We start from the raw sequence: 23,406 nt of genomic DNA, 5'->3' as shown, positions 1-23,406 counted from the left end.
TTAAGTAAAAGGTAACTCTCTTTTTTGTATAGCTAAGCATCTTATAGAGTGGAGGAAGCAACATGAAGAAATGGGTAAAGGTAACGCTGTCTATCACTGGAGGCATTGTCTTATTAGCGTGTGCCGGCGGATATTACGTGTATAAAAATTATTTTCCAAAGGAACCTGAGCGTATTGTATATGATAAAGAAAGAGTGCTACAACCGATACATAATCAGCTTAAAGGAATCAATATAGAAAATGTAAAGATAAAAGAAAAAGAAGTCGTAAATGCGACTGTAGATGAGCTTCAAAAAATGATTGATGACGGAAAGTTGTCATATGAAGAATTAACGAGCATTTATCTCTTTAGAATACAAGAACATGATCAAAATGGAATAACATTAAATTCTGTTACAGAGATAAATCCTAATGCGATGGAAGAAGCAAGAAAGTTAGATCAAGAGCGGGGTAGAAACAAAAATTCGAATTTATATGGTATTCCTGTCGTTGTAAAAGATAATGTACAGACGGAAAAAGTGATGCCGACTAGTGCAGGAACTTATGTATTAAAAGATTGGATTGCAGATCAAGACGCAACAATTGTGAAGCAGTTGAAAGAAGAAGGAGCATTTGTTTTAGGAAAAGCGAATATGTCTGAGTGGGCGAACTATTTATCTTTTACAATGCCAAGCGGGTATAGCGGGAAGAAAGGACAAAATTTAAACCCGTACGGTCCGATTACATTCGATACTTCAGGATCAAGTTCAGGATCTGCTACAGTAGTTGCGGCAGATTTTGCGCCGCTTGCAATTGGAACAGAAACGACGGGATCGATTGTTGCACCAGCGGCGCAGCAATCAGTAGTTGGGTTACGTCCATCTTTAGGTATGGTAAGTAGAACAGGAATTATTCCATTAGCTGAAACTCTTGATACAGCAGGACCTATGGCAAGAACAGTAAAAGATGCAGCAACGTTATTTAATGCAATGATAGGTTATGACGAAAAAGATGTTATGACAGAAAAAATGAAAGATAAAGAAAGAATTAATTATACAAAGGATTTATCAATAGATGGATTAAAAGGGAAAAAGATAGGGCTTCTTTTTTCTGTAGACCAACAAGATGAAAATAGAAAAACAGTAGCAGAAAAAATAAAAAAAGACCTTCAAGATGCAGGTGCAATATTGACTGATTATATTCAGTTAAACAATGGGGGTGTAGATAATTTGCAAACTTTAGAATATGAGTTCAAGCATAATGTAAACGACTATCTTTCACAGCAAAAGAATGTACCGGTAAAATCGTTAGAAGAGATTTTAGCGTTTAATAAAAAGGATAGTAAAAGACGAATAAAGTACGGACAAACATTAATTGAGGGGTCTGAAAAATCTGCTATAACGAAAGAAGAGTTCGAAAACGTAGTACAAACGAGTCAAGCAAATGCAAAAAAAGAGCTAGATAGGTATTTAGTAGAACAAGGTTTGGATGCTCTAGTTATGATTAATAACGATGAAGTTCTTCTATCAGCTGTAGCTGGTTATCCGGAATTAGCGGTTCCTGCTGGATATGATAAAAATGGAGAACCAATCGGTGTAGTGTTTGTAGGGAAACAGTTTGGTGAAAGAGAGCTTTTCAATATGGGATATGCGTATGAACAGCAGTCTAAAAATAGAAAATCACCTAGTTTATAAAAAGATTATATGAAAAATAACTGGAGTCCACCGAAATATGTTGGTGGATTCCAGTTAAACGAATCTAACAATATGAAAAGAAAAAAAGGATTCTTCTTAATTAGTAAGAAAGATTGTCTATAGGAGTTCATAAAATGTAATATATTCAATTTCCATCCATTGAAGGGGGAGGTTAATTTTTAATGAATGAAGTAAAGAGTTTTTTTCGAAGTAGAGGGTTTCAACGGTTTCTCGTTTTAATAATAGTAGCGCTTGTATTATATGCATTAAAAAGTATGATCAATTTAATATTAATTACGTTTATACTGACGTTTTTAATGGATCGATTTCAACGTTTTATTTCAAGAAAATTGAAAGTAAACCGGAAAATAGTTATTGCATGTTTGTATATAATACTAGTTTCCTTTATAGGCACAACGTTATATAAATATTTACCTGTGCTGACGATACAAATTTCACAATTAATTTATCAATTTAAACTGTTTTTTCAAAATCCACCTGATAATGAAATCGTTAAATATGTACTTTCGACAATTAATGGGATGGAAGTATCAAAATATATAGAACAAGGTGTAGATGTCATATATCAATCAATAGCAAATATAGGGAAGGTAAGTTTACAAATATTATTATCTCTAATTTTAAGCTTATTTTTCTTATTAGAAAAAGAGCGTATTATTACATTTACATCTAAGTTTAAAGATAGTAAGTTAAAAATCTTTTATGAGGAAATTGCATATTTTGGTGAAAGATTTGCAAGATCGTTCGGAAAAGTAATTGAAGCTCAGTTTTTAATTGCCGTTGTAAATTGTATTCTTACTGTCATTGCATTAATTGTTTTAGGATTTCCACAGCTACTTGTATTAGCTGTTATGGTTTTCTTACTAGGGTTGATTCCTGTTGCAGGTGTGATTATTTCTTTGTTTCCACTTTGTATCATTGCTTACAACGTAGGCGGAGTTATGTACGTAGTATACATACTCGTGTTCATAACAGTAATCCACGCTCTTGAAAGTTATTTTTTAAATCCGAAGTTTATGTCTGCAAAAACAAATTTACCAATCTTTTATACATTTATGATTCTCATCTTCTCAGAGCATTTCCTCGGAATATGGGGGCTTATTATCGGGATACCAATCTTTATCTTTTTATTAGATGTACTTGATATAAATAATGAGGATGCGACTAAAAAATAAGAAATGATAGAAAATCATTAAAAGGTCATAGGGGATAATTAAGATAAAAAAGCAATCCAAAATAAATTGGATTGCTTTTTTATCTTAATTAAAGAACCGGAGCCATTGTTTCTTTTAATACTTGAACAGAGTGATCGAATTTTAATTCTTCTTCTTCACTTAATTCAACCTCTAAAATTTCACGAACACCGCCGCGATTTAAAACAGCAGGCACCCCGATATAAACATCTTTTTGACCATATTGACCTTCTAAGTAAGCTGATACAGTTAATACACTATTTTCGTCGTTTAAAATTGCTTTTGTAACACGTAGAAGTGACATACCGATACCATAATAAGTTGCGCCTTTACGCTCAATAATATGGTAAGCTGCATCACGGACGTTTATGAAAATTTTGTCTAAATCTTCTTGATTATACGTGTTGTCTTTTTCAAGCAGTGTTTGTAGTTTTTGGATACCAACGGAAACATGACTCCAAACAGGAAGTTCAGTATCGCCGTGTTCTCCGATAATATAAGCGTGAATGTTGTGTGGACCAATATCGAAGTACTCACCTAACATATAGCGGAAACGAGCAGAATCAAGCGTTGTACCAGAACCGATTACACGTTCTTTCGGTAAACCAGATTCTTTCCAAGTTACGTAAGTTAAAATATCTACAGGGTTTGTTGCGATTAAGAAGATGCCATCAAATCCGCTATCCATAATACTGCGAACGATTTGTTTAAAGATTTTAGCGTTTTTCTCAACTAAATCTAAACGTGTTTCGCCTGGTTTTTGTGGTAATCCAGCTGTAATAACTACAAGGTCAGCATCTTTACAATCTTCGTAGCTGCCTTTCCATACTCTAGTTGGAGCTGGTGCGAATGGAACAGCATGACTTAAATCCATTGCTTCCCCTTCAGCTTTTGCCTCATTTACATCGACTAAAACAAATTCTTCAGCTACGGCTTGGTTAATCATGCAGTAAGCATAACTACATCCAACTGCTCCTGTTCCTACTAATACAACACGGTTAATACCTTTTTTCATTTCAAAATTCCTCGCAATTTCATTGATTTTATTATGTAAGATAATACGTCTTACTTCTATAGAGTCATATCTAGTTTATTACATTTTATAAAAGATATTCAAGTATTTGAAAATGTATCCGTGCAAATCCGCGAACAAAACATAGGAATTCAGTGAACCGAATATAATTCAGTAAAATCCTTTGTAAAAGGGGAAATGGCATGGGGAACCCATTAGCAATGGAAGAAATGCTTCATATTATTCATGCAGGGCTTGTCAAAAAGAATAACCCAAAACGGATTACGATTGCAGGTGCAGGGATTTCTGGATTAGTTGCAGGTTCTTTATTAAAAGAGGCTGGGCACGAAGTAACGATTATAGAAGCAAATAACAGAATAGGTGGCAGGGTGTATACGATTCGGGAACCATTTAGTGTGGGTTTATATTTTAATGCGGGACCGATGAGAATCCCTGACACCCATAAGTTAACCTTAGCGTATATTCATAAATTTAAACTACCTTTAAACCTTTTTATAAATAAAACTTTTGCAGATATCATTTATACGAATAACATTCAAACGAGATTGAATGTGTTTGAAAATGATCCAAGTGTACTTGAATATCCGGTTTTGGATAAAGAAAAAGGAAAAACGGCAGAAGAGCTAATGATTGAAGTATTAGAACCAATACTAAATTATATTAAGAAGGATCCTGATAAAAACTGGCTTATCGTTGAAAAAAAGTATAAAACGTATTCGCTTGGTTCATTTTTAATGGAGTATTATTCAGATGGTGCAATAGATATGATTGGGGTACTTCTTGATATGGAAGCTTATATGGGAATGTCCTTAATTGAAGTATTACGTGAAATGATTTTCTTTACTTCAACAACGAAATATTATGAAATAACTGGTGGAATGGATAAGTTATCGAATGCATTCTTACCACAATTAAGGGAACATATTTTAATGCAGTATAAGGTTGATAAAATTATACAAGAAGATAATAAAGTAATGTTACAAGGAAATCATGAACAAACGTTAGAGCAATTTACAATAACAAGTGATTTTGCTATTATTACAATTCCATTTTCAGCGTTAAGATTTGTAGAAGTTCAGCCATACTATTTATTCTCTTATTTTAAAAAAAGAGCAATTCGTGAATTAAATTATATTGCTGCAACTAAAATTGCAATAGAGTTTAAAAGTAGATTTTGGGAGAAAGCGGGACAGTGTGGAGGTAAATCTATTACTGATTTACCGATACGGTTTACATACTATCCGAGTTATGGCATTCATACTCCAGGACCAGCTATCGTTATAGCAAGTTATACGTGGGCAGATGAGGCGTTAACATGGGATAGTCTCCCGCAAAGAGATCGTATTCGTTACGCATTAAAAAATTTAGCGGAAATATACGGTGACATCGTCTATAGTGAGTTTGTCACTGGAACATCTTTTAGCTGGAGTAAAAATCCGTATTCTTGCGGTGCATTTACAGCTTTCGAACCAGGCCAAGAGCTCGAGTTATTTCCGTATATTACACCACCATCTGGAAAAGTACACTTTGCAGGAGAGCATACGACATTAACACATGGGTGGATGCAAGGGGCAATTGAGTCTGGAGTTAGAGTTGCATATGAAGTAAATGAACAGTGAATCTCTTATATTTACAAATGGTCATTCTTTTAATAAAATGATAAATATAAATCGTAATTATTACGCTTTGAATACATTTGAAGTAAAGAAATGGATGGTCGGTTGAATGAATAAAGTGGAGATTCATATATTAGGTGGTTTTTTAGGTAGTGGAAAATCAACATTATTACAAAATTTATTGTTAGCAGAGAAAAAGAAGAATAGAAAAGTTGCAGTATTAATGAATGAAATTGGTGAATACTCGGTAGATACAGATATTATTGGAAAAGAGAATGTTTTAAGAGAACTTCTTAAAGGATGTATTTGTTGTACGTTAAAAGAAGAGCTTGAAATACAATTACATTCGTTATACCAACAAGAAAGACCAGATGTAATTTATATAGAAACGACAGGTGTTGCGCATCCAATTGAAGTGTTAGACGCGTGTGTCTCGCCAATTTTAGCTCCTTTTCTGGAAGTGAAATCAATTGTAGTCGTTTTAGATGCAGTAAGGTGGTTAAACCGAAGTATATTAAGTGCAAATGTACAACAGCTATTGCATGAGCAACTTAAATTTGGTAGTCACATTCTTGTTAATAAAGCAGATTTACTAACAGATGAAGATAAGAACACAGTATTTGAAGAAGTAAAGGCAATAAATGATCATGCGAAAATGTATGAGACAAAGTATTGTAATATATCTTTAAAAGATATAGAAGAAGCAGAATTTCCAAATGATGAGGAACATGAGACACTACATGTCAAACAGCATTTACATATACAAACGATGACATATCAATTTACGAAACCGATTGATCAAGACAAATTATATGAATGGCTTTCGAATTTACCAGATAGTATTTATCGAGTGAAAGGTTTTGTGAAATTCCGTGGAGATAAATACCCTCACCTATTCCAATATTCGTTCGGAGTACCAACTTTATTAGAACAAGACTTCGGTTTCCCGACAAACTTAGTAGTAATAGGAGAAGGACTAGATAAGAAACAATTGGCTGAAGGGTTAGAGAAAGTAGAACTTAACTCTAATTAAGGGGAAAAGACTAACTTAAAAATAAGTTAGTCTTTTTGTATGGTCATTACTGAAATGAAACAGTATTTTCAATTGGATTGCAGAATATATATTGATTGTATGTCCGTTTCCATTACATAGGAAGGTGATTATATATTTGTGCCGAATGTAGAGGGTACTACAAGAGTTTTCCATTATCTATCGAATTAGTTAGTCATGATTACGGACAGGGGATTTTGGCGTGTTTGATTCTATCAGAAAGTAAAGTATGGGGAGGATCACAATGTCGATGAAAAAACGTAAGTGGCTAAAGACAATGTTTACTGGTTGTGTTTTAGGTTCGTTATTAATAACGGCAGCTTGTTCAGGAAAGAAAACAAGTACAGAGGATGAAAAAACGATTAAGGTAGGAGTCCTTGCTTCTTTAACAGGACCGCTAGAATCGTATGGAAAACAAACAGTGAACGGATTTGAATTAGGGTTAGATTATGCAACTGGTGGAACTGGGAAAGTAGATGGGAAAAAGATTAAGTTTGTTGTAGAAGATACAGAAACGAAAGCGGATGTAGCGGTTAAAAAAGCTACGAAGTTATTAGAAGAAGAGAAAGTTGATTTTTTAGTTGGATCGTCTAGTTCAAGTGATACGTTAGCGGTTTTACCACTGGCTGAAGAATATGAAAAGATTATGGTTGTAGAACCGGCAGTTGCGGATAGTATTACCGGGAAGAACTGGAATAAATATATTTTTAGAACTGGAAGAAGTTCCTCACAAGATGCGATTGCAGGAGCAGCAGCAATTGCGAAAAAAGATGTAAAGATTGCGACATTTGCCCCAGATAACGCTTTTGGTCGTGAAGGGATTGCTGCATTTAAAGCGGGTGCGAAAAAATTAGGTGCGAACATTGTGAATGAGCAATACGCGGATACAAATTCAACAGATTTTACAGCGAATATTCAAAATATCATTAGTTCAAAACCAGATTATTTATTTATCGTTTGGGCAGGGGCAAATTCACCTTGGAAACAGTTGAAAGATATGAATGTGGAAGCGCAAGGTATTAAAATTTCTACAGGTGCGCCAGATATACCAGCATTAAAAACAATGGATGCATTAGTAGGTATGCAAGGTTTTTCTGTATATTATCACACACTTCCAAAAAATAAAGTGAATGATTGGCTAGTTGAAGAGCATAAAAAACGTTTTAATGGTGCAGTGCCAGATTTGTTTACAGCGGGAGGAATGTCAGCAGCAATTTCTATTGTAGAAGCCTTAAAGAAAACAAAAGGTGATACAGATGTAGATACCTTGATTAAGAAAATGGAAGGAATGGAATTTGATACACCGAAAGGAAAGATGAAGTTTAGAGAGAAGGACCACCAAGCCATGCAGATACTGTATTCTATCACATTGAAAAAGCAAGACGGTGTTGATTATCCGGTGCCAGTGTTAGAGCGAGAATTAACGATGAAAGAAACAGAACCACCAGTTCAAAATAAATAGACTGAATTTTCTGTTGTTTTTGTATAAAGAGGGGGGACCCTCTTTATACATATTTCTTTCATACTCACGGCTTTAAAGGGAGGGATTTCGTGACACATTTGCTAGAGACGAAAAATCTTAGCGTATCTTTTGGTGAACATCATGTTATTAAAGATGTAAATTTAACTGTCCAAAAAGGAAAGCTCATTTCTATTATCGGGCCAAATGGTGCGGGGAAGACAACATTATTTAATTTACTAAGTGGACAGATTTCACCCACAACAGGTGAAGTGTATTTTAAAGGGCAAGATATTACAAAACTATCGATTTCAGATCGAACACGCTTAGGAATCGGTCGCTCTTTTCAGCTTACAAACATATTCCCAGAATTAACGGTACTTGAAAATGTCCGTTTAAGTGTTCAATCATTCGTACAAGATTACTATAGTTTTTTCCCGAGTTCAGCAAAATTAAAGCAACAAGTTGGAGAGGCGAGACGTTTCTTAAAAACAGTATTACTTCACGAGAAAGAGAACGTATTAGCGAAAGATTTGGCACATGGAGAGAAAAGAAAGCTAGAACTTGCGATGTTATTAGCTTTAAAAACGGATGTGTTATTACTTGATGAGCCGACGGCAGGTATTTCGGTTGAAGAGGTCCCTGCTATATTACAAGTGATTGAAAATATTAAGAAACATCCAGAGAGCACAATTGTACTTATCGAACACAAAATGGATATGATACTAGGTTTGTCAGATCATCTTATCGTTTTATTTCATGGAGAGTTATTGGCTGAAGGATTGCCAGAAGAAATTATGAAAGATGAGCGTGTACAAAGTGCTTATTTAGGGGGATTATATAGTGGCACTATTACAAGTGAATAATATAGAAACGTATTTAGATCAGTTTCATATTTTGCAAGGAGTATCTCTTACTGTTGAGAAAGGGACGATTACTGTACTGTTTGGTAGAAACGGGGCAGGGAAAACAACGACATTACGTTCAGTGATGGGGTTTCACCGCATTGCAGATGGTGAAATTTATTATGATAGTGCAAAAGTAAGTGGATTAGCTACACATTTAATTTCAAGGAAAGGAATAGGATATGTACCAGAAAATCAAGGTATTTTTCATGATTTGACAGTAGAAGAAACATTCGCTCTTGCTAGGGGGAAAGGTGAAGAAGTAGAAGGGAAAATAGAGTGGATGCTAGAACTATTTCCGGATTTAAAGCAGTTTTGGAATAAGAAAAGTGGGCTCTTGAGCGGAGGGCAAAAGCAAATGTTGGCTATTTCAAGAGCGTTTATTAATAGTGATGGATTATTACTTATTGATGAACCGAGCAAAGGGCTATCCCCGATAATGGTGGAGAAATTAATGGTAGCTATTTTGAAGATGAAAGAGAAAACAACAGTTTTACTTGTTGAGCAAAATTTTATGATGGCTAGTCAAATTGGCGATTATTTTTACATTATGGATAACGGACGAATTGTTCATAACGGTTTTATGAATGAATTAAAAAAGAATAAGGAAATGTGTCATAAATATTTAGGAATCTCTTAACATGAATCCGAGGTGAAAAGGATGGATGTGTTAATCAATTTATTTGTAAATGGGATTTCAACAGGGATGCTCATTTTTTTGTTAGCATCAGGGCTTTCACTTATTTTCGGTCTAATGAGCGTTTTAAACTTTGCACACGGTGGTTTATTTGCATGGGGAGCATTTACAGGTGTTTGGTTATTTAATATGACAGGAAGTTATATATTAGCTTTAGTTGGAGCAGTAGCCATGGGAATGTTCCTAGGATTTATTTTAGAAAGGTTTCTTATTAGACCGGTATATGGAAATCATGTTCGACAGCTGCTCGTTACGCTTGGAGGAATGCTCGTTCTTAGTGAGTGTATTAAAATATTTTGGGGGCCAAACCCTATTAGTGCAAAATTACCGTTATGGTTACAAGGAAGTTTTACATTCGGAGGTATTATATTAATTAAATATCGTCTATTTGTTATTTTGATTGGGATAATTATTTACATTGCACTACTACTATTACTCAAAAAGACGAAGATAGGTCTTATGATCCGTGCAGGTGTAATGGATAAAGAAATGGTTCAAGCGCTTGGTATTAATGTAAAAGCGATATTTTCTTTCGTCTTTTTATTAGGGGCAGGGATGGCAGCTTTGGGAGGATTCTTATTAGCACCGTATTCGGGCGTTATTTTCGCCGAGATGGGCATGCAGTATGCAATTTTAGCATTTATAGTAGTAATTATCGGTGGATTAGGAAGCGTACAAGGTTCAGCTATTGCTTCTTTAATTGTCGGATTAGCTGGTGCTTTTACAGCGTATTTTATACCAGATTTATCACTTGCAATTAATATGTTAATGTTACTATTTTTCTTAATAGTGAAGCCAACTGGACTTGTTGGTGAAAAGGGGTGAAATGGTGAACAACACATCGGACCGAATTAAAGTATACTTCGGAGTATGTATGCTCATTTGTTTAAGTGTATTTCCGTTCGTAAATGATTCACGGAGCCTGTTAATTTTGTTCACTCAAATCTTCATCTTTGCTATTTTTGCAATGAGTTTTGATGTATTGCTTGGGTATACAGGAATTGTATCGTTCGGTCATTGTATGTTCTTTGGGATAGGAGCATATGGGGTAGCGCTTTTATTTGATCGACAAGGCGTATCAATAACGAACTTTTTAATTGGAATAGTAGCTGCAATTATCGTTTCAGCAATCGTTAGTTATATAATTGGTTTGCTTTCTTTACGATTGAAAAGTCATTTTTATGCAATGTTAACACTTGCTATTTCACAGTTGTTTTTCGTACTTGCTGAAAAATGGCGTGGGCTTACTCACGGAGGAGATGGTTTTACATTTGGGGTACCAGAAATATTCCGTGATCGTTTTACTTTTTATTATGTATCACTTGTATGTTTATGCTTCATTTTTATTCTATTACGTCTTTTTACAAAGTCTTCTATTGGGAAAGTATTAAAGGCAATTTCACAAAATGAACAACGTGTTGAGGCACTTGGATATAAAGTCCTCCATTATAAAATAATCGCAAGTGTAGTCGCAGGAATAGTAGCTGCAATTAGCGGTGGTTTATTTGTTATTACATTGCGCTTTGTCAATACGACTGTATTTTCAATTGAAATGACACTAAATGCACTCTTAATGACAATGATTGGAGGAGTGGGAACATTAATTGGAGCTATTGCTGGGTCTGGGATTATTGAATCACTAAAATATTATTTATCAGAACTAGCGACGGAATATCCGATTTTTGAAAGATGGACGATTATTCTAGGTTTATTGTATATTATCGTGCTACTCGTTTTTCCGAAAGGATTGGTTGGGACGGTTAAGAAATTGAAGAGTTTTAAAAGGAATAAAAAGGAGAAAAGTACAGAAGTGGAGCAAAACGTGTGAAAAATCAATTGTATACAAAATAAAAATCCCTCTTTTATATTCGTTAAAGAGGGATTTTTATTTTGAAAAAAGTTTGTAATCAAAGTCATTTTATTAATCAAATAGTTCATCAGGGATATGCTTTATAAAGGTTTGATTCGTAAAAAAATGAACAGCTAAATTCTCAAGGGGAACATCTTCAATTATTACTAATGTATCATTTTTAATCGGTAAAAAAGCTATTCCTTTTCCATCAGCAATAAACTCTTCCATAAGCGAATAAGAATCCAACTGTTGAAGTTGTCGCTGAGATAGATTGTTTTCTTTTAGAAATTGTATTGTCTTATTCCTAAAAGGGCACTTTTTGTCATTGCTAACGAAGAAAATTTCTTTTGAATAATCAATGGTACATTTTTCTTTCGCTTTTAATAAGCCTACAGAAATTGAGGTTGTGAACACTTTTTTAAACGATGCGTCAGGATAATCCTCATAAGTTATGACCATATCAACTTTTTGTTGCTGCAGTAATTTTTGCAAATGACTACTACTTTCTACATATATTTGATAATTTCTGAAATTTACTTTAATACGCTTACTTAAATAATTTGTCAAAATAGATTGTGACGTCGCTATTATATAAGAAGAACCACTCGTTTTAATTTCATCTTTTACTTCTTCTAATAGAGTTAATATTTTATTCGTGTAATCTAATAAAATGTCACCAGCAGGTAACAAGGAAACACCTTTGTTATCTCTATGTAGTAAAGGCGTTTCTAATTCTTGTTCTAATTTTTTGATTCGCTCAGTTACGTTCGGTTGAACATATCCTAACTCTTTAGCAGCTTTACTAATAGAACCCTCACTGGCCACAGTTTTGAATATAATAAGATCATTTATTTCCATGTATCTCAGCCCCTTATGCACTATCATTATAAATGATACCAAACATAATTTATACCTATTTTACGTTAGCTACTTATCGATTTATCATAATGTATATAAGATTGAAAGCGAGTGATAAACATGATTGGAATGCAATATAAGGTCATTTTGCCAAAGGATTATGACATGGAAATTATTAAGAAAAGGGTAAAGGATAATGGCTATAAAACTGATGGTTTCCAAGAACTAAATTTTAAAGCTTATTTAATTACGGAAACGGAGAAAGACGGGAATTTTTATAACTGCTATGCACCTTTATATATTTGGAATGGTCATGAAGGGATGAATAAATTTATCTTTGAAGGGTATTACGATAACATTTTACAATCTTTTGGATGGCAACAAATACATATAGGTGTTCCATTAGTGGTTAATCTAAGTGATGGATTTAAGAAAAGTAGATATGTTGTTGAATATGCAGGAAGTATTTCTCAAAGTAAAACACTGATTGGGACTCAATTAAGCACTATGAATGAAGATGTACAAAACAACGAAAAGTGTTTAGGGAATGTAATCGTTTATAATCCGGATAAATGGGGATATAGTAGGTTTGAGTTTTATGAAGAGAAGCCTGATATTGTAGTGAATAAGGGTGTTACAGTATATGAGATTTTACACATTTCACGATGAAATTTTGTTGTATATTAAAAATAAGAAAAGGAATGAAAGTCTATGCCTTTTGTGAAGATTTATTATTCTGAAAACATATCAAATGAAGAAGAGCTGGAAAAAATGGGTGAATGTATTCATCTTTCATTAATTGAACATTTTAACATCCCTGAAAATGATTATTTTCAAATGTTCTTACCTTACCAACAAAACAAATTTTTATATAATCCATATTATTTGTTAGAAAGAGGAGAAAAGAGAACAGAGAATATGATTTATGTTTCTATTACATGTGGACCGGGAAGAACGGTGCAACAGAAAAGAGATTTGTATCAATCGGTATCCTTAAAAATTACGGAATATTCCGACGTTAAAACTTCGAATATTTTTATTACACTAAATGAGACAGCTGCTGAAAACTGGTCATTTGGTCAAGGAATAGCACAAATGGTGAAAATAAAGGGAGAAAAAAATGAAAAATGAACTTATTGAAGTACATATTAAAAAGAAAATGAGAGAAATGTCACCTGCATTTGCTCATTATAGTGAAAAGATATTATTTGAGGAAGTGTGGCGGGATGCCACTTTAACATTAAGAGAAAGAAGTTTGTGTACGGTGTCAGCACTAATCAGTCTCGGCAATACAGAACAATTACAATTTCATCTGAAGCTAGCTAAACAAAATGGGGTTATGGAGAATGAATTGGTTGCATTAATAACACATATGGCTTTTTACGTTGGTTGGCCAAAAGCTATGGCAGCTTTAAATATAGTAATGAATGAAATGAAAAGTTAAGAATAATGATAAGTGAGAATTCATGTTTATATGAATTCATACTTATCATTATTTATGCAATACTCTATCGCTATATTTATTACATTTTATCTTGCTTTTTTATCACTTGCGTAGTAAAGTGATAGTAAGATGAACGCTAGGAAGTGATGAAACATGCGTGATAATACGATAGGATCATTAATATGGTTACGTTTAATACGATTTACGAACCAAAGTAATCAAATGTCAAATGAGTTTTTAAAACGTTTTGATTTAACGACAGCTCAATTTGATGTGCTTTTGCAAATACGTACGTATCAACCACTAACACAAATGGAGTTAGCTGAAAAGGTAACTGTTACACAAGGTGGCATTTCTCGAATGTTAACTCGTCTTGAAAAAGAAGGATATATTGTACGAAAACAAGATTGGAAAACGAAAACAATTAGTCTTACAGAGCAAGGAGAAGCAGCTTTAGAGAGAGCATTGCCAGAGCAACTTGCATTTCAATCTTCGTTTTTTGATGATGTATTAAATGAAGAAGAGCAGAAAATATTATACGAGCTGATGACGAAAGTTCATAAGCATAGCGAAAAAAAAGAATTACCGCAAGAGTAATTTTTTTTACATCATCAATTGACTAATCAAGTGATGATGTAGGTAATACGGAGATATACTTGACTTACCAACGTTTTTAGAAGAAAAACTAATACTACTTTATTAAAGGGGAGAGTAACTATGGAAAAATACCGTATAGATACAAGAAAAGGAATTGAGTTTGGGTTATATTCAATTGGCGATCATGTTTTAAATCCACATAATGGGGAGAAAATTACGCCAGAGAAAAGAATTCACGAACTAATTGAAACAGCTAAGTTAGCAGATGAGGCAGGGCTTGATGTGTTTGCTGTAGGCGAAAGTCATCAAACGCATTTTACAACGCAAGCTCATACAGTTATTTTAGGTGCGGTCGCGCAAGTTACGAAAAATATAAAAATTGCAAGTTCCGCAACGATATTAAGTACATCTGACCCAGTTCGAGTATATGAGGATTTCGCTACCATTGACTTGATTTCTAATGGTCGTGCTGAAATCGTAGCTGGTCGTGGATCTCGTATTGGAGGATATAGTTTACTTGGTTACGATGTAAATGATTATGAAGAGTTATTTGAAGAGAAGATGGATCTTTTATTAAAAATTAATAAAGAGGAACATGTAACATGGAATGGGCAGTTCAGAGCACCACTTGAGCATGCTTCAGTTATCCCTAGATCTAAAAATAATAACCTGCCAATTTGGCGTGCGGTTGGTGGACCGCCAGCTAGTGCGATTAAAGCAGGACGTGCAGGTGTGCCAATGATGATAACAACACTTGGTGGCCCAGCAATTAACTTTAAAGTGTCAGTAGATGCTTACCGCGAGGCTGCTCAGCAAAGCGGATTTGATTCAGCTAGTTTACCAGTTGCGACAACGAGTTTATTTTATACGGCAAAAAATTCACAAGATGCACTTAGTGAATATTACCCTCACATTAATGCTGGTATGCTTACACTGCGCGGTGGTGGGTATCCGAAACAGCAATTTACAAATGCAATAGATTACCGTGATGCTTTAATGGTTGGTAGCCCACAACAAATCATTGAGAAAATGCTTTACCAATATGAATTATTTGGCCAACAACGCTTTATGGCACAAATTGATTTTGGGGGTGTACCATTTGATAAAATTGAGAAAAATATTGAATTAATTGCTACTGAAATTTTACCAGCCGTTAGAAAACATACAGCAAAACAAATAAAAAAACTGAGAGTCTAATCGACTTTCAGTTTTTTTATTTGTTCTGGAAAAATGACAAAAAAATGAACTTTTAGTCGAGGGAGAGGGAAGTTATTTTCTATTTTTGAATAACATTATTTCGAGTTTGAATTTTGAAAATACATTTTTCTCTTGACAAAAAACAAGCATTTATCGTGGGTGGTTTCGAGGACATTTTTTCGGGTGAAAGTCAAGTGTATGAAGAAAAAAACGATTGTTTTATAAATATAAAAGTAAGAAGTATATTGAAAAAACACATTTTGCTAATGAGAAAAATCTGATTCAAAAAAATGACAAAAGACATATTTCAGACAAAATGATGTCAATAATACGTCAAAAATAACCTGAATTTACTATGCAGGTATATTATACAATTCGATTAACGAATAAAACACTACAGAAATAGTGAAAAGGTAAAAAATAGCATTACAATAGTTTGAAAAACTGAAACTTCATATTTTTCGACAATACATACAAAATGTTTTTGTCTTTTCATATTTCTTAATAATTGAGTTTGATAAGATTGCTCAATTAACTTTTATTATAAAAACTATGAAGGAAGTGATTTTAGTATGGAAACGCTCGAATTGGCACGAATACAGTTCGCATCAACAACGATTTTCCATTACTTTTTTGTTCCGCTGTCAATTGGTTTAGCTTTTATTATTGCGATCATGCAAACGTTGTATGTGGTAAAAGGGCAAGAAGTATATAAGAAGATGGCAAAGTTTTGGACGCAATTATTCCTTATTAACTTTGCAGTAGGTGTAGTAACAGGTATTTTACAAGAATTCCAGTTTGGTATGAACTGGTCAACGTATTCACGTTTTGTAGGTGATGTATTTGGTCCATCACTTGCGATTGAAGGATTACTGGCATTTTTCATTGAGTCTACATTCCTAGGTTTATGGGTATTCGGTGAGGATAAATTACCGAAGCGAATTCACTTAATGTGTATTTGGCTCCTTTCAATTGGAACGATGTTATCAGCATTCTGGATTTTAACTGCAAGTGCATTTATGCAGTCACCTGTCGGGTATGAAATGGCAGCTGATGGTCGTGCACAAATGAATGATTTCTTAGCCATTATTCAAAACCCACAACTATGGGTACAATTCCCGCATACAATTACAGCAGCAATTGCAACAGGTGCATTCTTTATTGCGGGTGTAAGTGCATGGAAAATTACAAAAGGACAAGAAACTGTAGTATTTAAAAAATCTTTCCGCATTTCTATCATTGTTGGAACAATTACAACGGCGCTTGTATTATTCTTCGGTCATGCACAAGCGCAACAATTAATTAAGACACATCCAATGAAGATGGCGGCAGCTGAAGCGCTATGGAATACAAGTGAGGATCCAGCGCCATTTACAGTATTTTCGAAAATTGATACAGAGAAGAAAGAAAATTCGTTTGAAATTCAAATCCCTTATATGCTAAGTCTATTATCGTATGATAAGTTTAGCGGTCAAGTTGAAGGGATGAATCAAATTCAAAAACAATATGAAGAAAAATATGGACCTGGGGATTATATTCCTCCAGTGCATACAATGTTTTGGAGTTTTAGAGCGATGGTAATGAGTGGAACATTCATGCTTCTTCTAGGAGCTTACGGATGGTTCTTATCAAGAAAAGATCGTTTAGCTGAAAAAACGTGGTATTTAAAATTAATGGTGTATGCAATTTCTCTTCCATTCATCGGTAATACAGTAGGGTGGATTATGACTGAAATGGGTCGTCAACCTTGGGTAGTATTTGGTGTAATGAAAACAGAAGATGCTGTATCACCAAATGTAACATTCGGTGAAGTATTATTCTCACTTATTTCATTCACATCAATGTATTTAATTATGGGTGGAATTTGTGTGTACTTATTTGTTCGTACCATTAAGGGCCACACGAATAAGAAAACGAAAAAGGATTATCAAAGCCATGATCCATTTGATAAGGAGGAAGAGTATGTTATCTCTTAATGAGTTATGGTTTTTAGTTATTGCAATCTTATTTGTTGGATTCTTCGTACTGGAAGGTTTCGACTTTGGGGTAGGAATGGTTTCGAGGTTTTTAGGAAAGAATGATTTTGAAAAACGAGTTTACTTAAATACAATAGGACCGTTCTGGCACGCGAATGAAGTATGGCTTGTTTGTGCTGGTGGAGCCATGTTTGCGGCATTTCCGCACTGGTATGCAACTTTATTTAGTGGTTTTTATATTCCGTTTGTATTTATGCTTCTTGCTTTAATTTTAAGAGGTGTTTCCTTTAAATTTCGTGCGAAAATAGATAATCATAAATGGAAGAGTGCGTGGGATTGGGGGATGTTTATTGGAAGTATGTTACCTCCTATCCTTTGGGGAGTTGCGATTGCAAACTTTATGGTAGGTGTACCTATTGATGAGAGTAAAAATGTTGTAGGTGGATTCCTGCAATTACTTCATCCATTTGCGTTACTTGGAGGAGTAATGTTTCTCCTACTATGTATTGTTCACGGATTACAATTTCTTACGATACGTACAACTGGTAAATTGAGAGAACGTGCACGAATTGCTGCAATAAAAATTGCACCATTTTCATTAATTACACTTCTTGTTTTTGCTGGTGTGGGGTTATGGAAAACCGACATTTTCACTGCTCATGGAACAGAATGGATTATGGTACCAATCGGAGCTTTTGTAGCACTATTAGTGTCCACTTTATTAAATAAAAGAAGAAGAGATGGTTGGGCTTTCTTTATGACGAGTTTAACAATTATTTTACTAAGTGCGAGTGTATTTATCGGTATGTTCCCACGTGTTATGATTAGCTCTTTAGGAGCAATGAATGATTTGACAATTTACAACGCAGCATCAGGAGCTTATGCATTAAAACTTATGACTTACTTTGCGATTGCTATTTTGCCTTTCGTTATCGGAAGTCAAATATGGAGTTATTATGTATTTAGACAACCTGTTAAGTCAGACAACGATTTGGAGTACTAATGAAAAGAAAAAGAGGACTTCCGTCTTATCCCGGTAGCCGTATTTTATATGTAGCGTTAACGATTATTAGTATTTTAGAAGCTTTTAGTATTATTGCGCAAACAATCTTTTTAGCACGAGCTATTACGTTTTTATTTCATGGAGAGACAGTACAAACAATATTAAGTGAAATTGTTTATTTTGGTATCGCGTTTGCAGCGCGTCACATAGTAGTTCGAACATCACAAATATTAGTGGAACGTTTTGCTGAAAAAACAGGGTCGTTACTAAGAAAACAACTAATAGAGGCATATTTCACATTAGGTCCAAGGTATGTTCAAACTGTTGGAACTGGTCATCTGGTTACCTTATCAATTGAAGGGATTGAGAAATTTAAAACATATATTGAATTAACGATTCCTAAAATGATTAGAAGTAGCATCGTTCCAGGTCTAATTGTACTATACGTTTTTACGCTAGATATTGAGTCTGGAATCATTTTAGTTGTAACGATTCCTATCGTGATCATATTTATGATTCTTCTCGGATTAGCAGCGCAAAAAATGGCAGATAGTCAGTACGAGATATATCGTGTACTTTCGAACCATTTTGTAGATACGTTAAAAGGTTTAGAAACATTAAAGTATTTAGGGAAAAGTGAACAGCACGAAGGAAAGATTGAAAAAGTAAGTAAAAGGTATAGAAAAGCAACGATGCGTACTTTGCGAGTTGCTTTTCTTTCTTCTTTTGCATTAGATTTCTTTACGAGTTTATCAATCGCGTTTGTGGCAGTTGGATTAGGGATACGTTTAATAGATGGAACGATTATACTATTACCAGCCCTTACAATTTTGATTTTAGCTCCGGAATATTTTCTGCCGATTAAACAAGTGGGAGCAAATTATCATGCGACATTAGATGGACAAATTGCGATGGAGCAAATAGAAGAGATTTTGCAACAACAAAAAGGAATACAAAAGAAAGATTTAAATGAAGATATAGTATGGAATGCCTCTAGTAGCTTGAAATTACAAGATATCAAAGTTAATAATGCTGAATCTGAAAAGGCTATATTAGAAGGGATTAATTTTACTTGGGAAGGTAACGGTGCTATTGGTGTTATTGGTGAAAGTGGTGCAGGGAAATCGACGTTAATCGACGTATTAGCAGGTTTTTTATCTCCTTCGAGTGGAAAGATTTTAGTAAATGGTGTAGAAGTTGATGGATCTACTCGTGAAGATTGGCAAAAAAATATTGCTTATATTCCGCAGCAACCCTATATATTTCCGCTTTCATTAAAGGATAATATTCGTTTTTATGAAACAAATGCAACAGATGAAGAAGTTGAAAGAGTTATTAATGAAGTCGGCCTTCGTTCACTCGTTACATCACTTCCAAATGGGATGCACGAAAGAATTGGAGAAGGTGGACGTATGCTAAGTGGCGGACAAGAACAGCGTGTTGCTATGGCGCGTGCACTTTTAAGTAAAAAACCAATCATTTTATTAGATGAGCCTACGGCACATCTTGATATTGAAACCGAATTTGAAATAAAGCAAGCAATGTTACGTCTATTTAATGGAAAGTTAGTATTTTTAGCAACTCACCGTCTACATTGGATGAAACAAATGGACCATATCCTTATTTTAAATAAAGGGGAAATGAAAGAAAGTGGGACGTATGAAGAACTTTTAGAGAATGAGACATTACATTTTCATAAGGAAGAGAGGGGAGAGAAATGAGTAACTGGGTTAAACCTTATATAAAACAAAATAAAGGTAGAATGACTTTAACTATTTTCCTTGGTCTTCTTGGAGTTAGTTCAGGAGCGATGTTACTTTTTATTTCAGGTTATTTAATCTCAAAATCTGCCCTTAGACCAGAAAATGTAATGGCTGTATATGTTCCTATTGTTGCAACAAGAGCGTTTAGTATAGGGCAAGCTGTGTTTCATTATATAGAGCGCTTAGTCGGACATGATGTCGTACTACGTATATTAGAAAAAATGAGAACGAAGCTATATAGAATAGTAGAACCACAGGCGTTATTTTTCCGTTCTCGATTTCAAACGGGTGATATGTTAGGAGTGTTATCCGAAGATATAGAGCATTTGCAAAACCTATATTTACGTACAATATTTCCTAGTATATTAGCGCTAGTTGTTTATAGTATCTTTGTACTTGTTATCGGTGCATTTGACCTTGTGTTTGCACTTATTGTAGGTTGTATGTTAGCTATTATCGTGTTTCTTCTTCCATTTGTATCATTACTTTTGATGAAGAAACACCATGTTACTTTAAAGCAAGGCAGAAGCCGTTTGTATCAAAAACTGACAGATGCTGTTTTTGGATTATCTGATTGGCAAGCAAGTGGTCGTAAAGATGAATTTATTAATGAGTATGTAAAACAAAATGATCAGTTGTTAAAAATCGAAAAGAGAGTGAAACGCTGGTATCATATTCGGGACAGTATCATTCAATTAGTAGTAGGTATTGTAGTTATTTCGATGATCATATGGACTGGGAATGGAGCGGCAAGTGAACAAATTGCTCCTACAGTTATCGCAGCTTTCGTATTAATGACTTTATCTGTAACGAACGCGCTTATTCCTATTGCAGATGCCATCGATCGAATACCGTCGTACGTAGAATCTACCCATCGTCTTAATGGCGTAGAAAGTGATAGTGTTTTACATGATGAAACGGATTTGCATGGAGAGAAAGATTATATTGAACCAAAACATGTAGATATTGAACTGAATCACGTATCGTATAGTTATCCAGATAGTAATGAGATTGTATTAAAAGATGTATCATTACAAATAAAAGCAGGGAAGAAAATTGCTATTTTAGGGAGAAGTGGGACAGGGAAATCTACTTTACTAAAATTGTTAACAGGGGCGTTAAGCCCAGTAAATGGCCAAGTTGTATTGAATGGTGAACGAGCTCATACGAATCTTTTATCTAAATATATTTCTGTATTAAATCAAAAGCCGCATTTGTTTGATACGACAATTGGAAATAATGTACGAATTGGCAAACCAGAGGCGACGGATGAAGAGATATGGAAAGCTTTAGAGAAAGCACAACTAGCTTCACATGTTACTTCTCTTCCAGACGGATTACAAACAAAAATGCATGAAATGGGAAAGCGGTTTTCTGGTGGGGAAAGACAAAGGGTTGCTTTTGCTAGAACTCTTATGCAAGAAACACCCATCATTGTACTTGATGAACCGACTATCGGTTTAGAGCCGAAAACAGAATTATCTTTAATTGAAACAATGTTTTCTTCAACGGAAGAAAAGACGGTTATTTGGATTACGCACCATCTTGTAGGAATAGAACATGTAGACGAAGTTATATTCCTTGATCGTGGCCAAATTGTCATGCAAGGTAGTCATAAACAACTTCTGAAAGAAAATGAAAAGTATCGTAAACTTTATGAGTTAGATAAAGGAATATAATTTGAATAAGCAATAATTGTAAAAATAGCTACGCCTAATGGTGAAGCTATTTTTTTTTGTTAGATTGCAGGTGTATATGATTGTTACGAATTAAAAATGAATTTCATATTATACATATAATGGAGGGATGTGCATGAAGGAGCAATATAAAATCATTGTTTTAAGTGATGAATTATCAGGGGATAGGATTCGAAATACATTAGACAAAAATAAATGTAAAACAATAGTTCATGTTATAGACGTTTCAGATGTTGTTCGAATAGAAAATTCTTTTCAATATATAGTCATTTGGAGAGTGGACGCAGAAAAACTTACAAATGACTTGATAAATAGGGGCGTGCAAAGTTCAAAAATTATTAATTTAACAAAATACATGTATGAATGGAAGGATAAATTAATTTCTATCTATCAAATAAATCCGGATCTTATGTCTTTATACATTTCTATAAAAAAAGCAAAGAGTGATCCGACGTATGAATTGTTTGCTACCGGTTTGTCTTATCCACATTGTGGCATAAGTACGGAGCTCCTCTCAAAAAAGTCAATAAAATTAACACTTCCATCTCAAGATCTATACTATGATTATTTAATAGCGTCACAAATTCTATCAAACACTCATTCATTTCAATATTGTTTAATAGGAATAGCCTATTTCTCGTTTTACTTTGACATGTCGTTATCCTCTGAAGCATATAGAATTCACAAAGTATATTATCCATTGTTTCAAGATGGTCATCATACTGTAGTTCATTCTCCTCTACCCACTGATGGATTCTTACATCTAAATACTCCGAAACCACTTCTTTCTATTTTTAATTTGCATTTTGAATATATTTTATTAGACGAACTAAAAGATGAATCATTGATACTGCCTTGGATAAACGCTGAATGGAATATCATTCCACTTCACATTCCTTTTGAAGAACACGGGAAAATAAGAGCAGCTTCACATGCTAAATTGGTGTATCCTCATACTTTAGTTGAGAATAAAATGATTTTTAAGAAATATTTAGAATTACTGTTGAAAAACGATATAAAGCCATTAATTGTTGTATTCCCTGTTACTTCACATTATTTCAATTGTAGTAGTAAGAAATTAAAAGAAGATTTTTATAGAGTTATAAATGAGTTTCAAACTCAATATTCTTTTCAAATCATAGATCTATTTGATTCGCCATTATTTTGTGAGGATGATTTTTATGATAGTGATCATATGAATAAAAAAGGTGCAAATAAAATGTCCGCGTTATTAAATATGTTTATTCAGGAACGAAAAGTATGATATTTTGTTTCATGTTTGCATAAAAGTATATAGGCTCCATACAGTTAAAGTAATGTGATTTTTGTGTCGCGTATATAAATAGTATGCGAAGAGGTGAGAGAGTTAAA

At 34.1% G+C, this 23,406-nt stretch carries 21 protein-coding genes; 19 read left to right on the top strand and 2 right to left on the bottom strand.

Annotated features, from left to right (window positions below; genetic code table 11):
- The first annotated feature begins 62 nt into the window (after positions 1–62).
- Both AC1Q8L_RS02970 and AC1Q8L_RS02965 read left to right on the top strand, forming a co-directional pair.
- Positions 63–1,673, top strand: a complete 1,611-nt coding sequence (locus AC1Q8L_RS02970) for an amidase family protein (protein WP_000759472.1) — start codon at positions 63–65, stop codon at positions 1,671–1,673.
- A gap of 182 nt (positions 1,674–1,855) precedes the next feature.
- Entirely contained in the window at positions 1,856–2,869 is a 1,014-nt protein-coding gene (locus tag AC1Q8L_RS02965; protein WP_001006602.1) for an AI-2E family transporter, read from the top strand.
- A gap of 88 nt (positions 2,870–2,957) precedes the next feature.
- Here the strand turns inward: AC1Q8L_RS02965 and AC1Q8L_RS02960 are convergent, their stop codons facing one another.
- On the bottom strand, positions 2,958–3,902 hold the full coding sequence (locus AC1Q8L_RS02960) for an L-lactate dehydrogenase (RefSeq protein WP_000715322.1): 945 nt from the start codon (positions 3,900–3,902) through the stop codon (positions 2,958–2,960).
- 200 nt (positions 3,903–4,102) lie between these two features.
- On the opposite strand from AC1Q8L_RS02960, the gene AC1Q8L_RS02955 reads away from it, so the two are divergent.
- The 7 genes from AC1Q8L_RS02955 (at position 4,103) to AC1Q8L_RS02925 (ending at position 11,476) form a co-directional block, all read left to right on the top strand.
- Complete coding sequence (locus AC1Q8L_RS02955; RefSeq protein ID WP_000527998.1) at positions 4,103–5,539, top strand: flavin monoamine oxidase family protein; 1,437 nt, start codon at positions 4,103–4,105, stop codon at positions 5,537–5,539.
- A 106-nt stretch (positions 5,540–5,645) separates the two neighbouring features.
- Positions 5,646–6,569: a CobW family GTP-binding protein gene (locus tag AC1Q8L_RS02950; RefSeq protein WP_001044941.1), complete on the top strand. Its 924-nt coding sequence runs from the start codon at positions 5,646–5,648 to the stop codon at positions 6,567–6,569.
- A gap of 262 nt (positions 6,570–6,831) precedes the next feature.
- Positions 6,832–8,049, top strand: coding sequence for a substrate-binding domain-containing protein (locus tag AC1Q8L_RS02945; protein ID WP_000061994.1), 1,218 nt, complete (start codon positions 6,832–6,834; stop codon positions 8,047–8,049).
- A gap of 89 nt (positions 8,050–8,138) precedes the next feature.
- Complete coding sequence (locus AC1Q8L_RS02940) at positions 8,139–8,912, top strand: ABC transporter ATP-binding protein (protein WP_000149328.1); 774 nt, start codon at positions 8,139–8,141, stop codon at positions 8,910–8,912.
- A complete protein-coding gene (locus AC1Q8L_RS02935) occupies positions 8,890–9,591 on the top strand; it encodes an ABC transporter ATP-binding protein (protein WP_001196708.1) in 702 nt (233 codons plus the stop codon). The genes AC1Q8L_RS02940 and AC1Q8L_RS02935 overlap by 23 nt, the downstream gene beginning before the upstream one ends.
- Before the next feature lie 21 nt (positions 9,592–9,612).
- Positions 9,613–10,473, top strand: a complete 861-nt coding sequence (locus AC1Q8L_RS02930) for a branched-chain amino acid ABC transporter permease (RefSeq protein ID WP_000382787.1) — start codon at positions 9,613–9,615, stop codon at positions 10,471–10,473.
- Positions 10,474–10,522: 49 nt separating this feature from the next.
- A complete protein-coding gene (locus AC1Q8L_RS02925) occupies positions 10,523–11,476 on the top strand; it encodes a branched-chain amino acid ABC transporter permease (RefSeq protein WP_002083259.1) in 954 nt (317 codons plus the stop codon).
- Positions 11,477–11,569: 93 nt separating this feature from the next.
- Here the strand turns inward: AC1Q8L_RS02925 and AC1Q8L_RS02920 are convergent, their stop codons facing one another.
- Positions 11,570–12,358 carry a LysR family transcriptional regulator gene (locus AC1Q8L_RS02920; RefSeq protein WP_000404994.1) on the bottom strand — a complete coding sequence of 263 codons (789 nt, stop codon included), beginning with the start codon at positions 12,356–12,358 and terminating at the stop codon, positions 11,570–11,572.
- A 120-nt stretch (positions 12,359–12,478) separates the two neighbouring features.
- Here AC1Q8L_RS02920 and AC1Q8L_RS02915 point away from each other — a divergent pair, with 120 nt between their 5' ends.
- The 10 genes from AC1Q8L_RS02915 to AC1Q8L_RS02870 all read left to right on the top strand — a co-directional run bounded on the left by AC1Q8L_RS02915 (position 12,479) and on the right by AC1Q8L_RS02870 (position 23,299).
- Positions 12,479–13,027, top strand: coding sequence for a DUF4865 family protein (locus AC1Q8L_RS02915; RefSeq protein ID WP_000579908.1), 549 nt, complete (start codon positions 12,479–12,481; stop codon positions 13,025–13,027).
- Between the two features lie 42 nt (positions 13,028–13,069).
- On the top strand, positions 13,070–13,489 hold the full coding sequence (locus tag AC1Q8L_RS02910) for a tautomerase family protein (RefSeq protein ID WP_001117236.1): 420 nt from the start codon (positions 13,070–13,072) through the stop codon (positions 13,487–13,489).
- Complete coding sequence (locus tag AC1Q8L_RS02905; protein WP_000787201.1) at positions 13,479–13,802, top strand: carboxymuconolactone decarboxylase family protein; 324 nt, start codon at positions 13,479–13,481, stop codon at positions 13,800–13,802. Before AC1Q8L_RS02910 ends, AC1Q8L_RS02905 begins: the two co-directional genes overlap by 11 nt.
- Positions 13,803–13,955: 153 nt before the next feature.
- A complete protein-coding gene (locus tag AC1Q8L_RS02900; RefSeq protein ID WP_001205523.1) occupies positions 13,956–14,399 on the top strand; it encodes a MarR family winged helix-turn-helix transcriptional regulator in 444 nt (147 codons plus the stop codon).
- A 120-nt stretch (positions 14,400–14,519) separates the two neighbouring features.
- Entirely contained in the window at positions 14,520–15,596 is a 1,077-nt protein-coding gene (locus tag AC1Q8L_RS02895; protein ID WP_000417551.1) for an LLM class flavin-dependent oxidoreductase, read from the top strand.
- Positions 15,597–16,168: 572 nt separating this feature from the next.
- Entirely contained in the window at positions 16,169–17,572 is a 1,404-nt protein-coding gene (gene cydA, locus AC1Q8L_RS02890) for a cytochrome ubiquinol oxidase subunit I (RefSeq protein ID WP_000448870.1), read from the top strand.
- The gene (gene cydB, locus AC1Q8L_RS02885; RefSeq protein ID WP_000950083.1) at positions 17,559–18,575 is read left to right on the top strand and encodes a cytochrome d ubiquinol oxidase subunit II; all 1,017 of its coding nucleotides are present in this window, start codon (positions 17,559–17,561) and stop codon (positions 18,573–18,575) included. Before cydA ends, cydB begins: the two co-directional genes overlap by 14 nt.
- Positions 18,575–20,296 (top strand): thiol reductant ABC exporter subunit CydD, encoded by a 1,722-nt coding sequence (gene cydD, locus AC1Q8L_RS02880; protein ID WP_000824020.1) that lies wholly within the window; start codon positions 18,575–18,577, stop codon positions 20,294–20,296. Before cydB ends, cydD begins: the two co-directional genes overlap by 1 nt.
- Positions 20,293–22,017 carry a thiol reductant ABC exporter subunit CydC gene (gene cydC, locus AC1Q8L_RS02875; RefSeq protein ID WP_492339400.1) on the top strand — a complete coding sequence of 575 codons (1,725 nt, stop codon included), beginning with the start codon at positions 20,293–20,295 and terminating at the stop codon, positions 22,015–22,017. The genes cydD and cydC overlap by 4 nt, the downstream gene beginning before the upstream one ends.
- A gap of 133 nt (positions 22,018–22,150) precedes the next feature.
- A complete protein-coding gene (locus tag AC1Q8L_RS02870) occupies positions 22,151–23,299 on the top strand; it encodes a hypothetical protein (RefSeq protein ID WP_000664243.1) in 1,149 nt (382 codons plus the stop codon).
- Positions 23,300–23,406 lie beyond the last annotated feature (107 nt).

The sequence above is a fragment of the Bacillus sp. GW823-FHT06A11 genome, from assembly GCF_058795355.1.
This window is presented reverse-complemented; position numbering and strand designations above follow the sequence as displayed.